14 protein-coding genes, 1 pseudogene and 1 riboswitch are annotated in these 18861 nt (G+C 37.4%); of the genes and pseudogenes, 2 read left to right on the top strand and 13 right to left on the bottom strand.

Features of this window, described 5'->3' with window-relative positions; genetic code table 11:
• Positions 1-288 precede the first annotated feature (288 nt).
• On the bottom strand, positions 289-2799 hold the full coding sequence (gene secA / locus CDZ89_RS02910) for a preprotein translocase subunit SecA (protein WP_100333223.1): 2511 nt from the start codon (positions 2797-2799) through the stop codon (positions 289-291).
• A gap of 546 nt (positions 2800-3345) precedes the next feature.
• Between secA and CDZ89_RS20435 the strand changes: the two are divergent.
• Both CDZ89_RS20435 and CDZ89_RS20430 read left to right on the top strand, forming a co-directional pair.
• Positions 3346-4179 (top strand): annotated as a pseudogene (locus tag CDZ89_RS20435) (HAMP domain-containing protein); the annotation flags it as partial.
• A complete protein-coding gene (locus CDZ89_RS20430) occupies positions 4174-5121 on the top strand; it encodes a methyl-accepting chemotaxis protein (protein ID WP_406564913.1) in 948 nt (315 codons plus the stop codon). The pseudogene CDZ89_RS20435 and the gene CDZ89_RS20430, both read left to right, overlap by 6 nt.
• Positions 5122-5449: 328 nt before the next feature.
• Here CDZ89_RS20430 and hpf read toward each other — a convergent pair whose 3' ends face one another.
• The 12 genes from hpf to flgL form a co-directional block, all read right to left on the bottom strand.
• Positions 5450-5998 (bottom strand): ribosome hibernation-promoting factor, HPF/YfiA family, encoded by a 549-nt coding sequence (hpf, locus tag CDZ89_RS02900; protein WP_096156613.1) that lies wholly within the window; start codon positions 5996-5998, stop codon positions 5450-5452.
• 594 nt (positions 5999-6592) lie between these two features.
• Positions 6593-6979, bottom strand: a complete 387-nt coding sequence (locus CDZ89_RS02895; RefSeq protein ID WP_100333221.1) for a DUF8042 domain-containing protein — start codon at positions 6977-6979, stop codon at positions 6593-6595.
• A 31-nt stretch (positions 6980-7010) separates the two neighbouring features.
• Entirely contained in the window at positions 7011-7355 is a 345-nt protein-coding gene (locus tag CDZ89_RS02890; protein ID WP_100333220.1) for a flagellar protein FliT, read from the bottom strand.
• Positions 7355-7756 (bottom strand): flagellar export chaperone FliS, encoded by a 402-nt coding sequence (gene fliS, locus CDZ89_RS02885; protein ID WP_100333219.1) that lies wholly within the window; start codon positions 7754-7756, stop codon positions 7355-7357. The genes CDZ89_RS02890 and fliS overlap by 1 nt, the downstream gene beginning before the upstream one ends.
• Before the next feature lie 14 nt (positions 7757-7770).
• Positions 7771-9531, bottom strand: a complete 1761-nt coding sequence (gene fliD / locus CDZ89_RS02880) for a flagellar filament capping protein FliD (RefSeq protein ID WP_100333218.1) — start codon at positions 9529-9531, stop codon at positions 7771-7773.
• A 12-nt stretch (positions 9532-9543) separates the two neighbouring features.
• Positions 9544-9879: a flagellar protein FlaG gene (flaG, locus tag CDZ89_RS02875; RefSeq protein ID WP_100333217.1), complete on the bottom strand. Its 336-nt coding sequence runs from the start codon at positions 9877-9879 to the stop codon at positions 9544-9546.
• Between the two features lie 113 nt (positions 9880-9992).
• Positions 9993-15338 (bottom strand): fibronectin type III domain-containing protein, encoded by a 5346-nt coding sequence (locus CDZ89_RS02870; protein ID WP_100333216.1) that lies wholly within the window; start codon positions 15336-15338, stop codon positions 9993-9995.
• 79 nt (positions 15339-15417) lie between these two features.
• A riboswitch (cyclic di-GMP riboswitch) is annotated at positions 15418-15510 on the bottom strand.
• Between the two features lie 266 nt (positions 15511-15776).
• A complete protein-coding gene (locus CDZ89_RS02865; RefSeq protein WP_100333215.1) occupies positions 15777-16586 on the bottom strand; it encodes a flagellin N-terminal helical domain-containing protein in 810 nt (269 codons plus the stop codon).
• 126 nt (positions 16587-16712) lie between these two features.
• Positions 16713-16922, bottom strand: a complete 210-nt coding sequence (gene csrA, locus CDZ89_RS02860) for a carbon storage regulator CsrA (protein WP_100333214.1) — start codon at positions 16920-16922, stop codon at positions 16713-16715.
• The gene (gene fliW / locus CDZ89_RS02855; protein ID WP_100333213.1) at positions 16922-17362 is read right to left on the bottom strand and encodes a flagellar assembly protein FliW; all 441 of its coding nucleotides are present in this window, start codon (positions 17360-17362) and stop codon (positions 16922-16924) included. Before fliW ends, csrA begins: the two co-directional genes overlap by 1 nt.
• 22 nt (positions 17363-17384) lie before the next feature.
• Entirely contained in the window at positions 17385-17939 is a 555-nt protein-coding gene (locus CDZ89_RS02850) for a DUF6470 family protein (RefSeq protein WP_100333212.1), read from the bottom strand.
• 42 nt (positions 17940-17981) lie between these two features.
• On the bottom strand, positions 17982-18860 hold the full coding sequence (gene flgL / locus CDZ89_RS02845) for a flagellar hook-associated protein FlgL (protein ID WP_100333211.1): 879 nt from the start codon (positions 18858-18860) through the stop codon (positions 17982-17984).
• Between the last annotated feature and the right edge of the window lies 1 nt (position 18861).

Below are 18861 nucleotides of genomic sequence, written 5' to 3'. Positions count from 1 at the left end.
ACCTTATATAATCTATTTACATATTATTTATAAATACCGCTGTTGATTGGAGCCCAAATCTCCGCTTTCCGCGGGCGGGCCGGGAGCCTCCTCGTCGCATCCGCGACTGCGGGGTCTCCCGCTCCCCGCTTCTCCCGCAGGAGTCTACGATTTGGTCTCCAATCAACAGCTAGATAGGTATCATTAAAATACAATAGACATAAGAAATAAATTCAGTTAAAAAGGTGAGGCCGCTTGTGCCCCACCGTTTTTATGATTATCTTTTACTTATTGTATAAAAGATAGTCGTTATCTTCCACAGCATTGTTTGAATTTTTTGCCGCTTCCGCAGATACATGGTTCGTTACGTCCTACGTCGATTGCTTTTTTCGTTGGGCGTTTTTTCGGTGCTTCTTCGCCAGCTTCAGCAGGACGAACTGCTTGCCCTTTGGCAACTTCTTGGCGCTCTAAGTTATTACGAATTTGCGCTTTCATGGTAAGCTTCGTTACATCTTCTTCTATCGCAGAAATCATGCTTTCAAACATCGCGAAACCTTCGAATTGGTATTCACGTAGCGGGTCAATTTGACCGTAAGCACGTAAATGGATACCTTGTCGGAGCTGATCCATTGCGTCAATATGGTCCATCCACTTCGAATCTACTGCACGAAGTACAACTACTTTTTCAAACTCACGCATTTGTTCTGGCGCAAGCTCTAGTTCTTTTTCGTTGTAACGGTCGATTACTTTTTTATAAATAATCTCAGACATTTCTTCTGGCTCTTTACCACGTAAGTCGTTTAACGTAACATCGCCTTCAAAAAGAACGTTCGCATCTAGGTAGTCAATGATACCTTGTAAGTTCCAATCTTCCGGAACTTCTGCTTTTGGTGTGTAAAGAGCAACATTGCGCTCCACTGTAGATTTCAACATACGCTCAACAATATGGCGTAAGTTTTCTGAAGTTAATACTTCTAGACGTTGCTTGTAAATAACTTCACGTTGTTGACGTAACACATCGTCATATTGTAAAAGTTGCTTACGTGCGTCATAGTTGTTACCTTCCACACGTTTTTGCGCAGATTCTACTGCTTTGGAAACCATTTTACTTTGGATTGGTTGGTCATCCGCCATTCCAAGTCGTTCCATCATCGCCTTCATATTATCAGAGCCAAATCGGCGCATTAGTTCATCTTCCATTGATAAGTAGAACTGCGTTACCCCTGGGTCACCTTGACGACCAGAACGTCCACGTAGCTGATTATCAATACGGCGAGATTCATGGCGCTCTGTACCGATAACAGCAAGTCCACCTGCTTCTTTTACACCTTCGCCAAGCTTAATATCTGTACCACGACCGGCCATATTTGTTGCGATCGTAACCGCACCTTTTTGACCTGCATCTAAAATAATGTCAGCCTCACGTTCGTGGTTTTTCGCATTTAATACATTATGTTTAATTCCGCGCTTTGTTAATAAGCGAGAAATATATTCAGATGTTTCGATTGCAACTGTACCGACTAATACTGGTTGGCCGTTTTTGTTACGCTCGGCAATGTCGTTTGCAACCGCGTTAAATTTACCTTCAATTGTACTGTAAATTAAATCGGCACGATCATCACGGGCAACTGGCACGTTTGTTGGGATAACAATAACGTTCATGTTGTAAATGTTGCGGAACTCTTCTTCCTCTGTTTTAGCTGTACCAGTCATACCAGCTAATTTTTCATACATACGGAAGTAGTTCTGGAACGTAATCGTTGCAAGTGTCATACTCTCGTTTTGAATTTCTAAGCCTTCTTTTGCTTCGATTGCTTGATGAAGTCCATCCGAGTAGCGACGACCTTTCATTAAACGGCCTGTAAATTGGTCAACGATAACGATCTCGCCGTCTTCCACAACGTAATCCACGTCATTGTGCATCGTAACGTGTGCACGTAGAGCTTGGTTAATATGGTGGTTTAACGCAACATGAGTAATATCGAATAGATTTTCAATGTTGAACGCTTTTTCCGCTTTTGTAATACCTTCTTCTGTTAGCTGAACACCTTTTGTTTTTTCATCGTACGTGTAATCTTCGTCACGTTTCATGTGACGTACGAACCCGTTCGCTTGAACGTAGAGGGATGCAGATTTTTTCGCACTTCCAGAAATAATTAACGGTGTACGCGCTTCATCGATTAAAATGGAGTCAACCTCATCAATTACAGCAAAATATAACGGACGCTGAACCATTTGCTCTTTGTAAAGCACCATGTTATCACGTAAGTAATCGAATCCGAACTCGTTGTTCGTACCGTATGTAATGTCGGCTTTGTAAGCTTCTATTTTTTCTTCACGGGATAATGCGTTTAAATTTAAACCAACTGTAAGGCCGAGGAAGTTGTATAGCTTGCCCATTTCCTCTGCGTCACGATTTGCTAGGTATTCGTTGACTGTAACAACGTGTACGCCTTTACCAGTAATCGCATTTAAATAAACAGGAAGTGTCGCTGTTAACGTTTTACCTTCCCCTGTTTTCATCTCGGAAATGTTACCTTCGTGAAGGGACACGCCCCCCATTAACTGCACTTTGTACGGATATAAACCAAGCACACGGCGAGATGCTTCACGTACTACAGCGAATGCTTCCACAAGCATGCTATCAACGTCTTCCCCTTTTTGAAAACGCTCCTGAAATTCAGCTGTTTTCGCTTTTAGCTGGTCATCTGATAATTTTTCCATATCAGAAGCTAATGAATCTATTTGGTCAGCTAACTTCTCTGCTTTCTTTAGCTGACGTTTGTTCGGATCAAATACTTTATTTAATAACCCTAGCATATGAACGCCCCTCTTTTTATCTTTTAATTAGGCTCTGTTAAAGACCGCTCTTGATTTCCGCGCAAGTCTTCGCTTTCCGCGGGCGGGCCGGGAGCCTCCTCGCTTCTCCCGCAGGACAAGGAATGCTACGGGAGCTGTGCATCGCACGAAGAAAATGCGATAGCATTTTCGAGGAGTCTACGACTTGCGCGGAAATCAACCGCTAGAAAGGTATGAAAATCAACACTAACCTTTAACATAGCCTTTAATTAAGAATTGTTTAATAAATAAGTTCCATATAAAAAGGAAAGTTCCTTTTATTTTCAAGATTTTTATGTATTTTTACTATTTTATCATTTTAACACTTATCCGCTAACGGGACAACTTTGTTACAAGATTGTTACTGGTGCCAGGCACTTGTCGAAATGTATTACAAAACGATTACAAGTGCCAGGCACCACCCGAAGTTTGTCGAATTATTTGGTCTTTTGTATTAATAATTAATTTACTACGCCGATATAGTTTTTGTCTGATATTTTTATTGAACAGCAGGGGGCTATTATAAACATGAGCAATTTTCTAAAAGGTGTTGTAAAACAGCAACAACCAAACAAACATAGCACACTTAAAAGTACTACAAAAAGTAATTGGTGGACTAACTTAAGGGTAGGCAGTAAGTATTTAGTTGTAATGGGGATTATTTCTACGTTATTCATCATTACCGCATGTATAGTATTTATCCAACTAGCCAAAATTCATAGCAATGTAACGGAAATGGACAACCGTAGCGAAGAGTCAATTAGGCTAACTGAGATGGGTTCTATTTTCCGCGCTAAATCTATCCAAGGATATGACTATCAATTTTCACCAGAGGAACAAGTGTTACAACAATTCGAGGAAAACGCGGATAAGCTAGACTCATTCGAAGAATACCTAGAACCATTCATGAGTACAGATCAAGAAAAAGAACTTTTTTCCAGATTATTATTAATCGACGAGAGATTAAACACGCTGTTTTTCGACATGCTCGTTCCATTTGTAGATCAAAATGATGAGCACATCGTCATGACAACGCTTCGTCAATTTGACGTTTTACGTATTGAGTATATTTCAACTTTATATGAACTACGTGGCATGTTGGAGGAAGAGAGGCAAGCAGCAACGGAAAACACTTTTGCTCAACTGGCATATAGTTCACTCGTTCTTATCATTGCATTTATCGTTACGATTACTATTGGAGTTTCAATTATCCTAATCATTAATAGATTAATTAGAACGAATTTAACAAAAGTTGTAGAACAAGCTAACTTCATTTCAGATGGAGATTTAAGTCACGATAATCTTGCTTATAGTAGCAAAGATGAAATCGGTCAATTAAGTGTTGCCATTAACGGCATGAAAGAGCGGCTATCTCATATGGTTGCAGAAATTCAACAAGTATCCGATACCGTATCCAACCAAAGTGAGGAACTAATGCAGTCTTCTAGTGAAGTACAATCTGGTGGAGAGCAAATTGCGGCAACGATGCAACAGCTGTCTGCTGGCGCCGACCAACAAGCAAACTCCGCATCAGACGTAAATGTACAGATGGAAGATTTCGTTCATTCTATCGAAGAAACAAATGAACACGGAATCGAGGTATTACAAACGTCAAATTCTGTATTAACTAGCACTGAGGCTGGAAGTAAACTAATGGATCGTTCCGTTCACGAAATGAAGCAAATTTTTACAAATGTACAACAATCCGTTTATAAAATTGAGGGGTTAGAAAAGCAGTCGAAGGAAATTTCTTCTTTAGTAGAAGTGATTCAAGGCATTGCTTCTCAAACAAACTTGCTCGCACTAAACGCAGCGATTGAAGCAGCTAGAGCCGGAGAAAGTGGCCGAGGATTTGCGGTAGTTGCCGAAGAAGTACGCAAACTTGCCGAAGAAGTTTCGCGCTCACTTGTGGACATTACATCGATTGTTAGTGGCATCCAAAAAGAATCTCAAGATATTTCGTTATCGTTAAGAGACAGTTTTGAATTAGTTGAAGATGGAACGAACACGGTTCAACAAACAGGAGAGACATTCGTACAGATTAGTACAGAAATTAATAAGATGTCTCAAAAAATAAAAGTCATGACAAGTAACTTGTCGAGAGTTACTGATTCATCAAAGGAAATAAACATCTTAATAGAGAATATTGCTTCTGTTACAGAGGAATCTGCAGCTGGAATTGAGCAAACAGCCGCTACGGTTCAACAATCCAATAGCTCGGTCGAGGAGATTTCCAAAAATTCTGCTCACCTAGCTGAATCTGCTGAGACGTTAAATCAGTTGGTTAGGAAGTTTAAAATATAGACTATCTTAAGTTGTTTGTTTTAAAGTGCTAACCGTTGCTGTTCGCTGTAGATGCTCGCTTTCCGCGGGTGGTCTCGGGAGCCTCCTCGTCGCTCATGGCAACTGCGGGGTCTCCCTTGACACACTTCTCCCGCAGGAGTTCACATCTACAGCGAACAGCAACTTTAATGGTTATAATAACCAAGATTTCACCTTACCATTTCAAAACTTCTCCATGCATTCTTTTGGGTAACAGTGGATTATGATCCATCCTAGCTATTGTTTATATTGCCTTTAAACATAGAAAAGCATCGGGTTCCCGTATCGAAACCCGATGCTTTTTTTTACCTTAATGTGCTTCAATTAATCCATACTTTCCATCTTGACGCTTATACACAACATTCGTTTCGTTTGTAGCTGCATTTAAGAATACGAAGAAGTTATGGCCAAGCATGTTCATTTGGAGAATTGCTTCTTCGCTATCCATTGGTTTTAGGTTGTAACGTTTCGTACGAACTAGATCGAAGTCTTCGTCGTCTTCCACCGCTACTGATACTGCTTCTACAGCATCGTTAAACATATATTTAGGTGTACCTTTATCGCGCATTTTACGGTTTACTTTCGTTTTATGTTTACGAATTTGTCGCTCTAATTTATCAACAACTAAGTCAATCGCTGCATATAAGTCACTGTGGCTTTCCTCTGCACGTAGTACTAACCCAGTCATTGGAATCGTTACTTCAATTTTTTGGTCATTGTTAATTACTTTCACATTCACTTTGCACTCGACATTTTCTGTAGAATCAAAATAGCGCTCAATTTTTCCAATTTTCGTTTCTACATACTCTCTGATCGCTGGAGTTACCTCAATGTTTTCACCGCGTACGTTGTACTTCATAAACGAACTCCTCCTTTGAATACTGATAGGTCTAATGGCCCACAACCTACCTGCATGTAACTTATAACGAAGTTTCTCTCGTGTGTGACGAGAACTACTTCTTACCTTTATTATAAAGGCTATGTATACATATTTCTACAATACCCTACATGATTCCTTCCAAAACGTAAAAGAATTTTTAATTTTTTGTGAACTTTGAATAGGTCGTGAACATATTGGGTATTGGGGTAAATTAAATATATGCTTAGTAGGGTTAAAACTTGCTATATTATTAAAAGTATAGGGTACTAACTATTGATGTGCGCTACAGGTGCTCGCTTTCCGCGGGTGGTCTCGGGAGCCTCCTGGGCGCAAGCGCCTGTGGGGTCTCCCTTGACGCACTTTCCCCGCAGGACAAGGAAGGCTACGACAGCGATACATCGCACGAAGAAAATGCGGATGCATTTTCGAGGAGTCTCCCACCTGTAGCGCACATCAATTGTTTCTTCTATGAAGCTAACCTGTATTTCTATTACAGCCCACCTTATTTAATATTCACCTATAGGAGTTAAAACATACACAAAAAACCTCCCATTTTCTCAGGAGGTTTTCGTTTTAGTGCACAATGTATTTTATTAGTTGCTCTTCGACGCCGATTTTCCACGCTTCAAAAGCAGGAGCGACGTGGTGTTGGATGGTTTCTTTTCTTAGGAAGGAGATATCAAACACGTCGTTTAGGCGATCTAGCTCGTCTAGGAAGCTTTCAAACTGATTGAATGCTCGCACTTTTTCAGGAGCTTCTGAGAAGATACGCTTTAAATGTTCATTCGCTTCCGCTATTTTCGCAATTGCCATTAAACTTTCTTGTATCACCTTCTGCTCCACTTTCCCATCCTCATTAAACCGGTCGGAACTCAAGTATTGCATTGCTTCTTCCACAACTTCTACTAACTCATAGTAATGTTTAATAACGTTAAATTGCTCTTCCTTTATTGTTACCATTTACATCACCTAACTCACTCGCTTTTAAATGCTAGCTTCGCTTATCGTAATACATCCCATCAGAACTTATATTTTGATTAGAGCTAGCATAACCTTTTGTCGTTTTCTTCGATTTTTGAATTTTTATTAATTCGTTTTTAGAATCTATTTTTTTAGCTAACAATAGTTCTTTAATTTTTTCATCAAGAGGAATGATTGCTTTACCAATGGATTTTTCCTCATCTGTATAAGGCGGAACAATCCCCTTCAACTGTCTTTCTCTTGCTACTAAAAAATCATTTAATTTTGTTACATTTTCTTCTTCAAGCATATCCTCTTTTTCTAAATGATGAAAAAGCGCTTCTGTAACCTTTTGATAAACTAAAAGCCGGTTCATCAAACTTTGCCGCCTTGGCCATATTGTTGCTCTCGATTTATTTGAATGACTTGCTTCCACGTATCTCTTAATTCTACTAATAAACCTTCTACTTCGTCTAATATCTCGACCTTATTACTAGTATTCGCTTCTACTAGTCTTCTGTTCATATAATCGTACATTGCCATTAATGATTTAGAAATTTCCACATCCATATTTAACGTTACCATAAACTCACGAATGATTGCTTGTGCTTTCATGAGCTGTGTATGTTTTTCTGAGATGTTCTTCTCTGTCATCGCTTGTTTAGCTAACTTAATGTTTTTAATTGCCCCATTATAGAGCATCATTGTTAGATCTCCTGGTGATGCCGTTGAAACACTATTTTCTTGATATGTTTTGTATGGATTTCTCATAGCCATTATCATATCCCTTTCTATGACATAAATTGTGAGTATAGATAATTCGCTTGGCTGTTCATTTGCCCTAATGCTTTTTCCATTGCTGTAAACTGACTCCAATATCGGTTTTCAATTCCAGCCAACCTTCTCTCAAAGTCAGTAATTCTTCTTTCTACATCAATTAATTCTCGACCAAGAGAAAATTGTTGATTTGTTCTATATTGATTTCCTGCGCGCGTTTCAATGCTTCGAATCGTATTGTTCGCAATTTCTCTCGTTTTATGAGCAATACCTTCTCCAGCATTATTGAATAGCTGCATGACGGCATTCGGGTTATCCGCTAATGCTTGTCGTAATTTTGCTTCATCGACTACTAATTTACCATTTTCACGAAAGTCACGGCTAGTCGTAATACCTATTTTCGCTAATTGGTTATAAGCTGTATCCACACCAGAAACGGTGTTATATACACTTCTTCTTAATTGATCGAGAGCAGAACGCAATGTAGAGTCACCTTGTAGTAGACCACTTCTCGCTTTTTCTTCCCAAAGTTCTACTTCCTTGTCACTTAACTCTCTTTTTTGTTCATCAGTTAACGGCGGGAAGCCTCTATTTTTACGTTCATTTATTTTACCATTAATCGTTTCGATTAATTGATTGTAACTATTTACAAAGCTCATTACTTCTTCTAATGCTTTATCGTTATTTGCATTAACCGTTAAATTAACAGTCTCCTCAGTGTTACTCTTTAAAGAAATGGTCATCCCATTCATCGAAAGGGTATTTCCTTTTTGCTCCGTGTATAGACCATTAATATTGAAACTTGCATTGGATCCAATTGATTCGTTTGCAGAGTCTAGCTTTAACACATCTGTTAAGAAACTCCCGGATAATTCCATACCCGGATTCCCATCCCCTAAGTTTCCTGTTTCTTTCCTCGTAAGCATCACCTTATCGGAAAATTCGTGATAGAACGCCGTAATACCAGCAGAAGAGTTGTTAATTTCTGATAACACTTGGTTTAACGTCGCGGTTGCGTCCAATTTAATGGGATCAGGATTAATTTCATTTCCTTGGGCATCATATGTTTTTAACGAAAATGTAATGATATGATGGTCAAACGTAAAATCACCTTGAATCGTGTCGCCCTTTTGTAATGCAGAACCGAAAATCATTTCACCTGTATCTCTATTAACATAGACAGACCCTGTATCTCCTTCTACTAAAGGCTCATACTTTACATTAAATGTTTTAACTCCTTCTTCACCATCTCTAACCGTAATAACATTCTCAGAAAGTTCTCCTGCAATGGCACCTTTTGCTAATCGGAAACTTGTTCCATCTGCACCTACCTTTATTTCTGCTTGTGGATGATTAGCTGTAGTGCTTTTAAAGGAAGGATCTAGCTTATCGCGTTGGCTCCATAAGCTTTGTGTAGGATTTATCGATCCACTACTAGATATCTTACTATCACTTAAATTTGTCGCTGCTTTAGCTAAGGTCACATTTGATAACGTATATGATCCTAACGCAGCACCTGAAGACGCCGTTGCAGTTGCTACATTATTATTAGAGGAAGTTACTGTTTTGGCACCTAAAGATGTTGTTCTTGTTAGATTGGTAGAAACATCACGAAAGCTTGCAAGCATCGTATTCATCTCACGATACGCATCACGTTGCCATTCTAACGTTGTTCTTCTTTGATAAAATCGATCCAATGGCATGCGTTCTGCTTTCATCAAATCTTTTACCATTTGATCTATGTCCATCCCACTGTTAAATCCACTAATTCTCACTATATCTCCCCCCTATATTTTTTGGTCAACAAACAATCCCATAAACTTCGCCATCTCTGCGTACATGTCGAGAAGTTTCTTTGGCGGGATTTCTTTCACAACTTCCTTCGTTTCTTGATCGATGATTGCTACATAATATTCATTCAGTTCTTCATGAAATGAAAACTGTACATTTGTATTCAAAGGTTGTAAAAATTGGTTCATGCTTTTCACAACATGCTCTACCTTACTTTGCTCTTCTTGTGTCACTGGCTGTTTCTCTATTGTAGAAGTAGAATTGATAGAAGTAGTTGAAATATTACTTGAAAGAAAACTTGTTAAAGTAGAAGAAGAAATCTCCATCATCATCCCCGCTTTCTAGTATCAGAGGTATTCTTCTTTTTATATCGACAACTTCCAGCAATTCTTTAATAAAAAGAGAGGACCATATGGCCCCCTCAATATAAACTATTCAAAAATGTTTATTTTTTTCCTTGAACCTTAACCGTCGTGTACCCTACAACTAGTTGGCCATCAACATAACCTCTAAATTGTAATGTTTGTTCATGTTGTCCCCAATCTAGGTCGCTACGGTTAAATTTGAATTGTCCTAATCTTGCTTGTTGTTTGTATCCATTGTTTGTACTTAAAGCCTGTACACCATTTAGTGTAATAGTATCTAAGTCAAAGCCATTGCTATTAAATTTACTTGGTAAAGTTACTTTTACAGTAAATACCCCTGTATTTGGTGTGATGACTTTTGGAAGAACTTCAAAATCTGCTAGAGGAATGTAAACAACAAAAGTCTTTTCTAACTTCGTTACTAACCCTGCATGATTTATAACTTCTAACTGAATTGTATATTTACCTGGCTTATCTAAAACTAGCTTATTGCCAAGTTGATACACTTTTCCATTAACTAATAATGATTCTTGTCTAATTCCAGAAAGTGAATCAGTAGCATGATAAAACAAATCTAATTCAGTGTCTAATTCATATTCATCTGCATACTCCCATGTTGCAACAGGTGCAGACTTGTCTATTTTTACAAATTCAGTAATTATGCGTTCCATGTTTCCTGCATTATCTATGCTATAATATGTTACTTCATAAATCCCTTCTTCTTCAAAAGTGAAGCTTGTACCTGACACGTATGGTGAACCATTAATAGAATAGTAGGTTTCCGATACGCCGCTATGAATATCCGTTGCGTATAATTCCATCTCGAATGTTTCTGTTAACCATTCGTTCACGATATTCGATGATGTTTCTGGAGCGGTCTTGTCTATTTTCACATGCTCCTTTTTTAATCGCTCAGTGTTCCCTGCATGATCTTTACTAAAGTACGTTACTTCAAATACCCCTTCTTTTTCAAAAGTGAAGCTAGTGCCTTGAGTAAATAATGAACCATTGATAGAGAAATAGGTTTCAAATACACCGCTATTGTTGTCAACAAATTGCAATTCCATCTTAAATGTCTCTGTTAGCCATTCGTTACCAATATTCGATGATGTCTCTGGTGCAGTCTTGTCAATTCTCACAAACTCCGTATTTATTCGTTCTATGTTCCCCGCAATATCTTTACTGAAATATGTTACTTCATATATACCGTCTTCTTCAAAAGTGAAGCTTGTACCTTGTATATATGGTGAACCATTGATAGAAAAATAAGTTTCAGATACTCCGCTATGATTGTCTACTGCTAGTAGTTCCAACTCGAAATCTTCTGTTAACCATTCTGTTACTATATTCGATGTTGTCACAGGAGCTGTTTTGTCTATTTTAACAAGTTCCATTTTTATTTCTTCTACATTACCAGCATGGTCCACACTATAATATTTCACTTCATAAATACCATCTTCTGAAAGGGTGAAGCTTGTCCCCTCTATGAAGTTTTCATTGTTAATCGCATAATACGTTTTAGCTATTCCACTGCTTGCATCTGTAGGAACTAACTCGACAACAAAAGCAGTGTTTAACCAATCTTGATTCATATTAGAAGTTGTTGTCGGTAGCGTTTTATCTATTTTCACTTTGAATGTTTTTATGTTTTCTTTATTCCCTACTTTATCAACGGAATAATAGGCAATGTTGTGAACACCTTCTGATTCAACGGTAAACGTTGTTCCTGCCACAAAACCAGCATCATTTATAGAATAAAACGTGTTCGCAACTCCTGTTTCGTTGTCTGTAGCTGTTAAAGTAACTGTCACCTTATCATTTGTCCAATTTTCTGGTGCATGAATAGTTGTTACTGGAGGTTCTGTATCAACGATTAGTTTTGCTAACACATTATTGGACGGATCTGATTCTCCGAAAGAATTACTATATGCTGTGACAACATATTCATGGTTAGCATAAGACATATTCGTAATCGTATAGGATAAGTTGTTTACCTTTTCGGCTACTAAGACAAGTTCGCCGTCTAATAATTCATAAATATTGTACCCATTTGCATACGTTACAAAGTTCCAAGATATTCTTGCACTAGTATCACTTAACAACACTAGATTAGCTGTTGGAGCCTGCATCACAGGATAAACAATTGTCTCTGTTATGAGATTAGATGGGGCCGATTCTCCAAATCTAGTATGATAAGACGTTACCTCAAAGGAATGTGTCTCTTCTGTTAAGTTATGGACAGTAAAGTTACGCGCTGTACCTTTATATAATAATTCTCTAGTATCGTTTGTTACTTTATATACTCTATATTCAGTAGCCCAACTCGCTATTGGCCAAGTAAAAGTAATGTTGTTCGCATTAAATACAGTTCCCGTAACTTGTGGTGATTGAACTACTGGCCAAACTAATGTAAATGGCAATAAGCTTCCTTCGGGTGATTCATCAAAGCGGTTGCTAAAAGAGTGAACGACATACTGATAATCTCCTTCAGGCATGTTAGCAAAAGTTACCGAAGTCCCTGTTACTGTTCTTTGTAAAACTAGTTTACTATCAATTAATTGATAAATATGATAGTTCGTTGCATAGTCCGCTCTATTCCATCTTAAAACGATGTCATTCCCGTTGTTAATACTATAGGTTACATTTTCAGGTGCTTGCATTGTTGGATGAATTAACTCAAATGAAATCTGAGTACCTTCTGGCGATTCTCCAAATCGTGAACTATAGGAATGAACAACATATTCATAGTTCCCTTCCGGCATATTAACAAAAGTTACTGCTGTGCCAGTTAACGTCCTTTGTAATACAAGCTCTTCACCTATTACTTGATACACATAATAATTTGTCGCAAATTGTGCGCTATTCCAACGTAGTACAATATCGTTTCCATTGTTCATACTGTACGTTAAGTTAATTGGTGCTTGCATTGATGGATGAACAAGTTCTAGGGTCACTTCGCTTCCTTCCATAGATTCACCAAAACGTGAACTATAAGCATGTACGATATACTCATGCTCTCCTTCTAGCATATTACTAAACGTGGTAGAAGTACTTGTCACCGTTCTTTCCAACTTTAACTCTCCGTCGATATATTGATACACTTTGTAACTATTCGCAAATAAAGAGGCATCCCACTTTAGTGCAACGTCATTGCCATTATTAATTGTGTACGTGAAATTTTGAGGTTTTTGCATTTCAGGAAAAATAATAGACTCGGAAACTTCACTACCTTCGATTGATTCGCCAAATCGATTACTTACAGAATGGACAACATAATGACGTTCCCCTTCTGCTACATTTGTTAGAGTAGTAGACAAGGAAGTTATCGTTCTTCTCCACTCTTTTTTGCCGTCAACTAGTTCATATACGTTATAACTATTAGCAAAAGGAACGGATCCCCAATTTATAACTACATCATTGCCATTTTGGACTCTGGATGTGATATTCTTTGGTGCTTCCATTACGGGATGTACTAACGTAATTAATTGTTTTGCTCCTTCTGGTGATTCTCCCAATAAATTGGAAACAGAATGAACAACAAAATGATACTCTCCCTCTGGTAAGTTAGAAAACGTAACAGCTGTACCAGTAACCGAGGTTTTCAATACTCTTTCTCCATCCATCACTTCGTATATATGATATCTGTTCGCATATTGAACACTATTCCAAGCTAATCGAATATCATTTCCATTATTTACGGTAGAAGTAACCGTCGGTGGTTGCATCGTTTGCCCGTTTAAAGTTACTTTAAGTTGCGTTCCTTCCGGTGACTCACCAAAACGATTAGAATATGTGTGAACAATATACGTGTACTCACCTGGTGCCATATTAGAATACGTTACACTTCTTCCAGTAGTCGTACTTCTCAATACTTTTTGACCATCTACTAATTGGTAAACTCGATAATTTGTTGCAAAAGTTGCTGCGTCCCAGTTCAGCGAGAAACTTGTTGCATGATTAATAGATTGAATTAAATTACTAGGAGGTAGCACAACTGGATGTACTAAATCGATAGATAGTTTACTACTTTCATTTGACTCACCATACTTGGTAGAAAAAGAATGAACTTCAAAAGAATACTCCCCTTCTGCCATATTCGAATACGTAACACTTGTGCCTGAAACTTTACTTCTCAACGATTTTTCTCCATTGATAACTTGGTACACTTTGTAATTATTAGTGTTAGGTGTGCTATTCCAACTTAAAGAAATATCATTTCCATTATTAATTTTATACGCAAAGTTAGTCGGAGCCTTCATCGTAACAGCTTCTACAGTCAGAGAAACGCTACTTGCTTCAGTGGACTCACCAAAACGATCACTATTTGCATGCACTTCGTATACATAATCTCCACCAGGCAAGTTCGTATACGTAATAGATGTACCTGTCACTGTGCTAATTAAAGTTTTTTCACTATTTTTCACTTGATAAACCTTATAATTCGTAGCATACGGTACGGCAGTCCAGGTCAATACAACATCGTTAAGATTTTGTATTCTATAAGTAAAGTTACTAGGGGCTGTCATTGTTATATCAGATACTTCAGCCGTAATTTGACTGCCACTTACCGATTCTCCAAATCTATCACTAGTAGAATGAACTTCATAAATGTATTGTCCAACATTCATATTTGGTAAGGTTAGCTTTGTATCGCTTATTGTATGAATTAATGTTTTACCTTCATTTGTTACCTGATACACATTATATTGAATAGCATACGGAACTGCATCCCACTTTAATGTAATATCATTTCCATTATTTAACGTATAAGCAGCATTGTTTGGTGCTGTCATTGTAGGGAAAACAACTTCTACTTGTACCGGGCTAGATTGATCAGATTCCCCATACAATGCATTCTTTGCAGATACAGCAAAGGAATAATTCCCTTCTGTTACGTTTTCCAATGTGTATGTACTGGAAGATACAGTTGAAATTACTTCCCCCACACCATCATCATTGATTTTGTGTACTTGATAACTTTCTACATAAGAAGATGCAGGCCAGTTCAACACGATATCGTTCCCATTTTGAACTACACTAGTAACAGTAGCTGGCGCTTCCATAATTGGATACTCTATGTTAACAGAAACCGGTGCACTTGGACCTGACTCCCAATCCCCAACAAGTGTAGAGACTACATATTGATAGGAACCTTCAGCTAAGCCCTTTACAGAATAACTAGTTGTCGTGCTTTTTCCATGAAAAATAATCTGACCCTCTGTAATTTCATAAATATTGTACCCTGTTGCACCATGGACTTGTCCCCAAGTCAGCTGAATATCATCTGGTGTAACCTTTTGAACTGCAAGATTACTAGGAGGTAACATCGAGCTAGTATTCGCTAGTGCACTTACAACCGGTAACAAAACTTGTGACAAAATAAGAAATATAGCAAGAATTGTAACTTTTTTAAAAAACCTTTCCATACTTAAGTTCCACCTTTCGGATTTTTGCCCAAATAAAAAAGAACCTTAACAAGGTTCATAGAATAGGACTATGATCCCTTGTGGCAACCGGCTACCATCTACGTATAAAAACTCGTAGAACAGGCCCTTGGCTTTGCGTCTCATAGTTTCCTATGATTTGCCTTTTTCACTTGGAAAATATTAATAGTTATATTACTAGGATAATAGGAAAATAGGCGGTTGTTAATAGTCTATAATTACTAATAAACTATTAACACAAAATTAGTTAATAATACCTATATTTATTATAATAACAGAAACCCTCGTAATATCATCCAAACACTGATAACGATAGTTTAAATTTTTTCTTATTCTACTCTTACATAAATCAAATAATTTTTCCACTATATAAAAAAAGACCCTAGCATAACTAGAGTCTTCATTACGTTAAATATAAAATTAACGAAGTAATTGTAATACAGCTTGTGGCTGTTGGTTAGCTTGAGCAAGCATTGCTTGAGAAGCTTGGTTAAGGATGTTAGAACGTGTAAACTCCATCATTTCCTTAGCCATGTCTACGTCACGAATACGTGATTCAGCAGCAGTTAAATTTTCCGAAGAATTATCTAGATTTTTAATCGTGTGCTCTAGGCGATTTTGAACTGCACCTAACGCTGCACGATTATCTGACACAAGACCAATTCCAACATCAACCTGACCTAGAAACGTCTGAGCAGTGGCTCTATCTGTAACAGCCGGAGTACCTACTGTTAATGTAGTTATATCAGCAGCAGCAACAGTAATTGTCATACTTTCAGTATTAGCACCGATAGCGATTTCATGAGTAGTACCACCACTAACTAATAAATCCTTACCATTAAATTTAGTATTAGTTGATATGTTAGTTATCTCTTCAGATAATGCAACTAGTTCCTTATTGATTTGAGTAATATCATCAGATTCATAAGTCTCACTTGAAGCCTGAACTGCTAATTCTCTCATTCTTTGAAGGATAGCATGAGTTTCATTTAATGCACCTTCAGCTGTTTGAATTAGTGAAATTCCATCCTGAGAGTTACGAGATGCTTGTTCTAATCCACGAACTTGTCCACGCATTTTTTCAGAAATTGCTAGACCTGCTGCATCGTCACCTGCACGGTTAATACGAAGACCAGAAGATAACTTCTCCATAGCTTTACCTGCTGAATTAGTATTCATTCCCATCTGACGGTGAGAGTTCATTGCATTAAGATTGTTATTGATAATCATAATAGTTTTCCTCCTTGAATTTTCGTTCCACATCCATGTGGTTTTTTTCAAAAGTTTTTCGTCGGCCGACTTAGGACTTTTGTTTTACATTTTTTATATCGACATGTTTTTATAAAACTTTACATATTATTTTAATTTTTTTATATCTATTTTTTTAAAAGATGCATTTTTGTTTTCTTCTTGAATTGCATCTAATACCTCTTTCCGAAAAATGTCGATCTCTTTTGGAGCTTTGATCCCTACTTTTACTTGTTCGCCTTCTATGCTTTGGATAGTGATTTCAATGTTCCCGTTGACGATTATTGTTTCGTTTTGCTTTCGAGATAGTACTAGCATTATTTTTCCTCCTTTATTAAAACAGGTAGGAGGTGTTTAGTACGATAGCTATTGTTGTTAATAATAATTTGCTTTGCTAATTTATTTTCTTTATTAATAATTATTGGTCCTTGTAAGTTAGCAGTTGTTTCCTCAAATGGTTCAGCCACTGTTAATATAATAAATAATTCTATAGTGGTTTTTTCATTTATATCTAACACCTGTTTTACGGTATCCTCTAGTTTGAATTCGTAGTCTGGGAAAAATAAAAACGGATTAGTAACAATAAATGCTAAGTTCTCATCTTGAATACTTTGTAAAGCATAGTAAGTTTCATCCTCTGTAACAGCTATAAGGATAAATTCTTTTTCTTCATCAAACCCAGGTATTCCGTTTTGAAAGGTAATTATATCCTTTTTTTTAATTGTAACTTCTCCGTGGTAGCAAGTTGAGATATTCATTGATCATCCGTCCTTTATATCGTTATATTTCAAAATCTATAGTTATAGAGTTATATTGTTGAACCGTCGTTGTGAGGTCTCCAGGTTTATAGGTAATATTTACTTTATTAGAATGACTGTTGATGGTTGGTTTATTCACTCTAGCATCAATTTGTAATTGACTCGGTTCATAATTAATCTTCACACTAAAATGAGCAGGAATAAATCCAATATTAAATTCATGCATTTTTGGCATGCCATTTCTTTCGCTAACAGCTACTATCGCATCATGCTTTGTCTCAATTTTCATTAGCTCATCACCATCTTCAGACATTCGTGCCATTCCTTCTAGAACACTCTGCTTTCCCATATCTGCGTCTTCTTCTACAACTCTAAAGATATGCTTTAAATTCATATCTTCCCATGCTTGCGTTTGATCAATGGTAAGTTTGCTTGGCGTTGTCTGCATAGTTACTTCAGCTTGCGGTTGTTGAATATCAATAGTAGCTGGAGGTTGTTCTATTTCTAGTGAATGCCAAGTACTAGAAGACTCAATTATCATCGGTTTCGTTTCTATCGAGAGTTGTGGTAGTCTCATAAATCCTCCTATAAAGAAAGCTACCTACAATAGTAGATAGCTTTATCTTAAAAAGTCTAATAAAGAAGGTTGAATAATTCGTGCACCAACACCTAAAGCTGCTCGGTGTACACTTTCTTGGTTTTTCAAATCTGTAATTATTTGCTCCAAATGAGCGTCTTCATTATCTGATAAGACTCTAGTTGCAATATATTCTTGATAAGCAATACGCTCATCTACCATCTCTAATCGGTTATATCTAGCACCAAGCTCAGAACGTTCAGCATTCATTGAATCAAATTGCTTATCTAGTCTTCCTAACATACTGTTTAAGTCTACAGTTCCATCACCTTTTAGGCCTTTTTCAATCGTATTCATAATCGTAAATAACTCTTCGTTAAAAACGTTATTTGCATTGATGTTAGCTTGAAGCTGAATTCCTTTTGAGACTTCTACCATAAAAGGTTCGTTTAATGTTTTTACGGAGGAAGGGTCGCTTCCATTTGTCACTCGCGGTACATCAACAGCTGTACCGTTAAAAATATATCTCCCTGCAAACTGTGTATTGGCAATCTGAACTATCGCCTCTTTTAACTGTTCAACTTCTGCTCCAATAGCCGATCTGTCTTCAGGAGAATTCGTTCCATTTAATGCTTGAATCATCAACTCTCGCACACGGCTTAACACATTTGTCCCTTGCTCAATTGCCGCCTCTGACTCCTGCATCCAACCATAAACTTCTGATAAGTTTCGTTTATACTGCTGGATCTCAGACAAGTTTGTACGGTAGTACATTCCTTTCATCGCTACAACCGGGTCATCAGAAGGTCTTGTGATTTTTTTCCCAGTAGCTAATTGCTCTTGAATTTTTCCCATTCGGTTATAGCTTTGACTAATATGTTTAAGGTTATTACCAGCTAACATAGATTGTGTTACTCGCATC

This window comes from Bacillus alkalisoli, from assembly GCF_002797415.1.
In the GTDB taxonomy this organism is placed as follows: domain Bacteria; phylum Bacillota; class Bacilli; order Bacillales; family Bacillaceae_I; genus Bacillus_CD; species Bacillus_CD alkalisoli.
The sequence above is the reverse complement of the archived record's forward strand: the minus strand, read 5'-3'. Positions and strand labels throughout refer to the sequence as shown.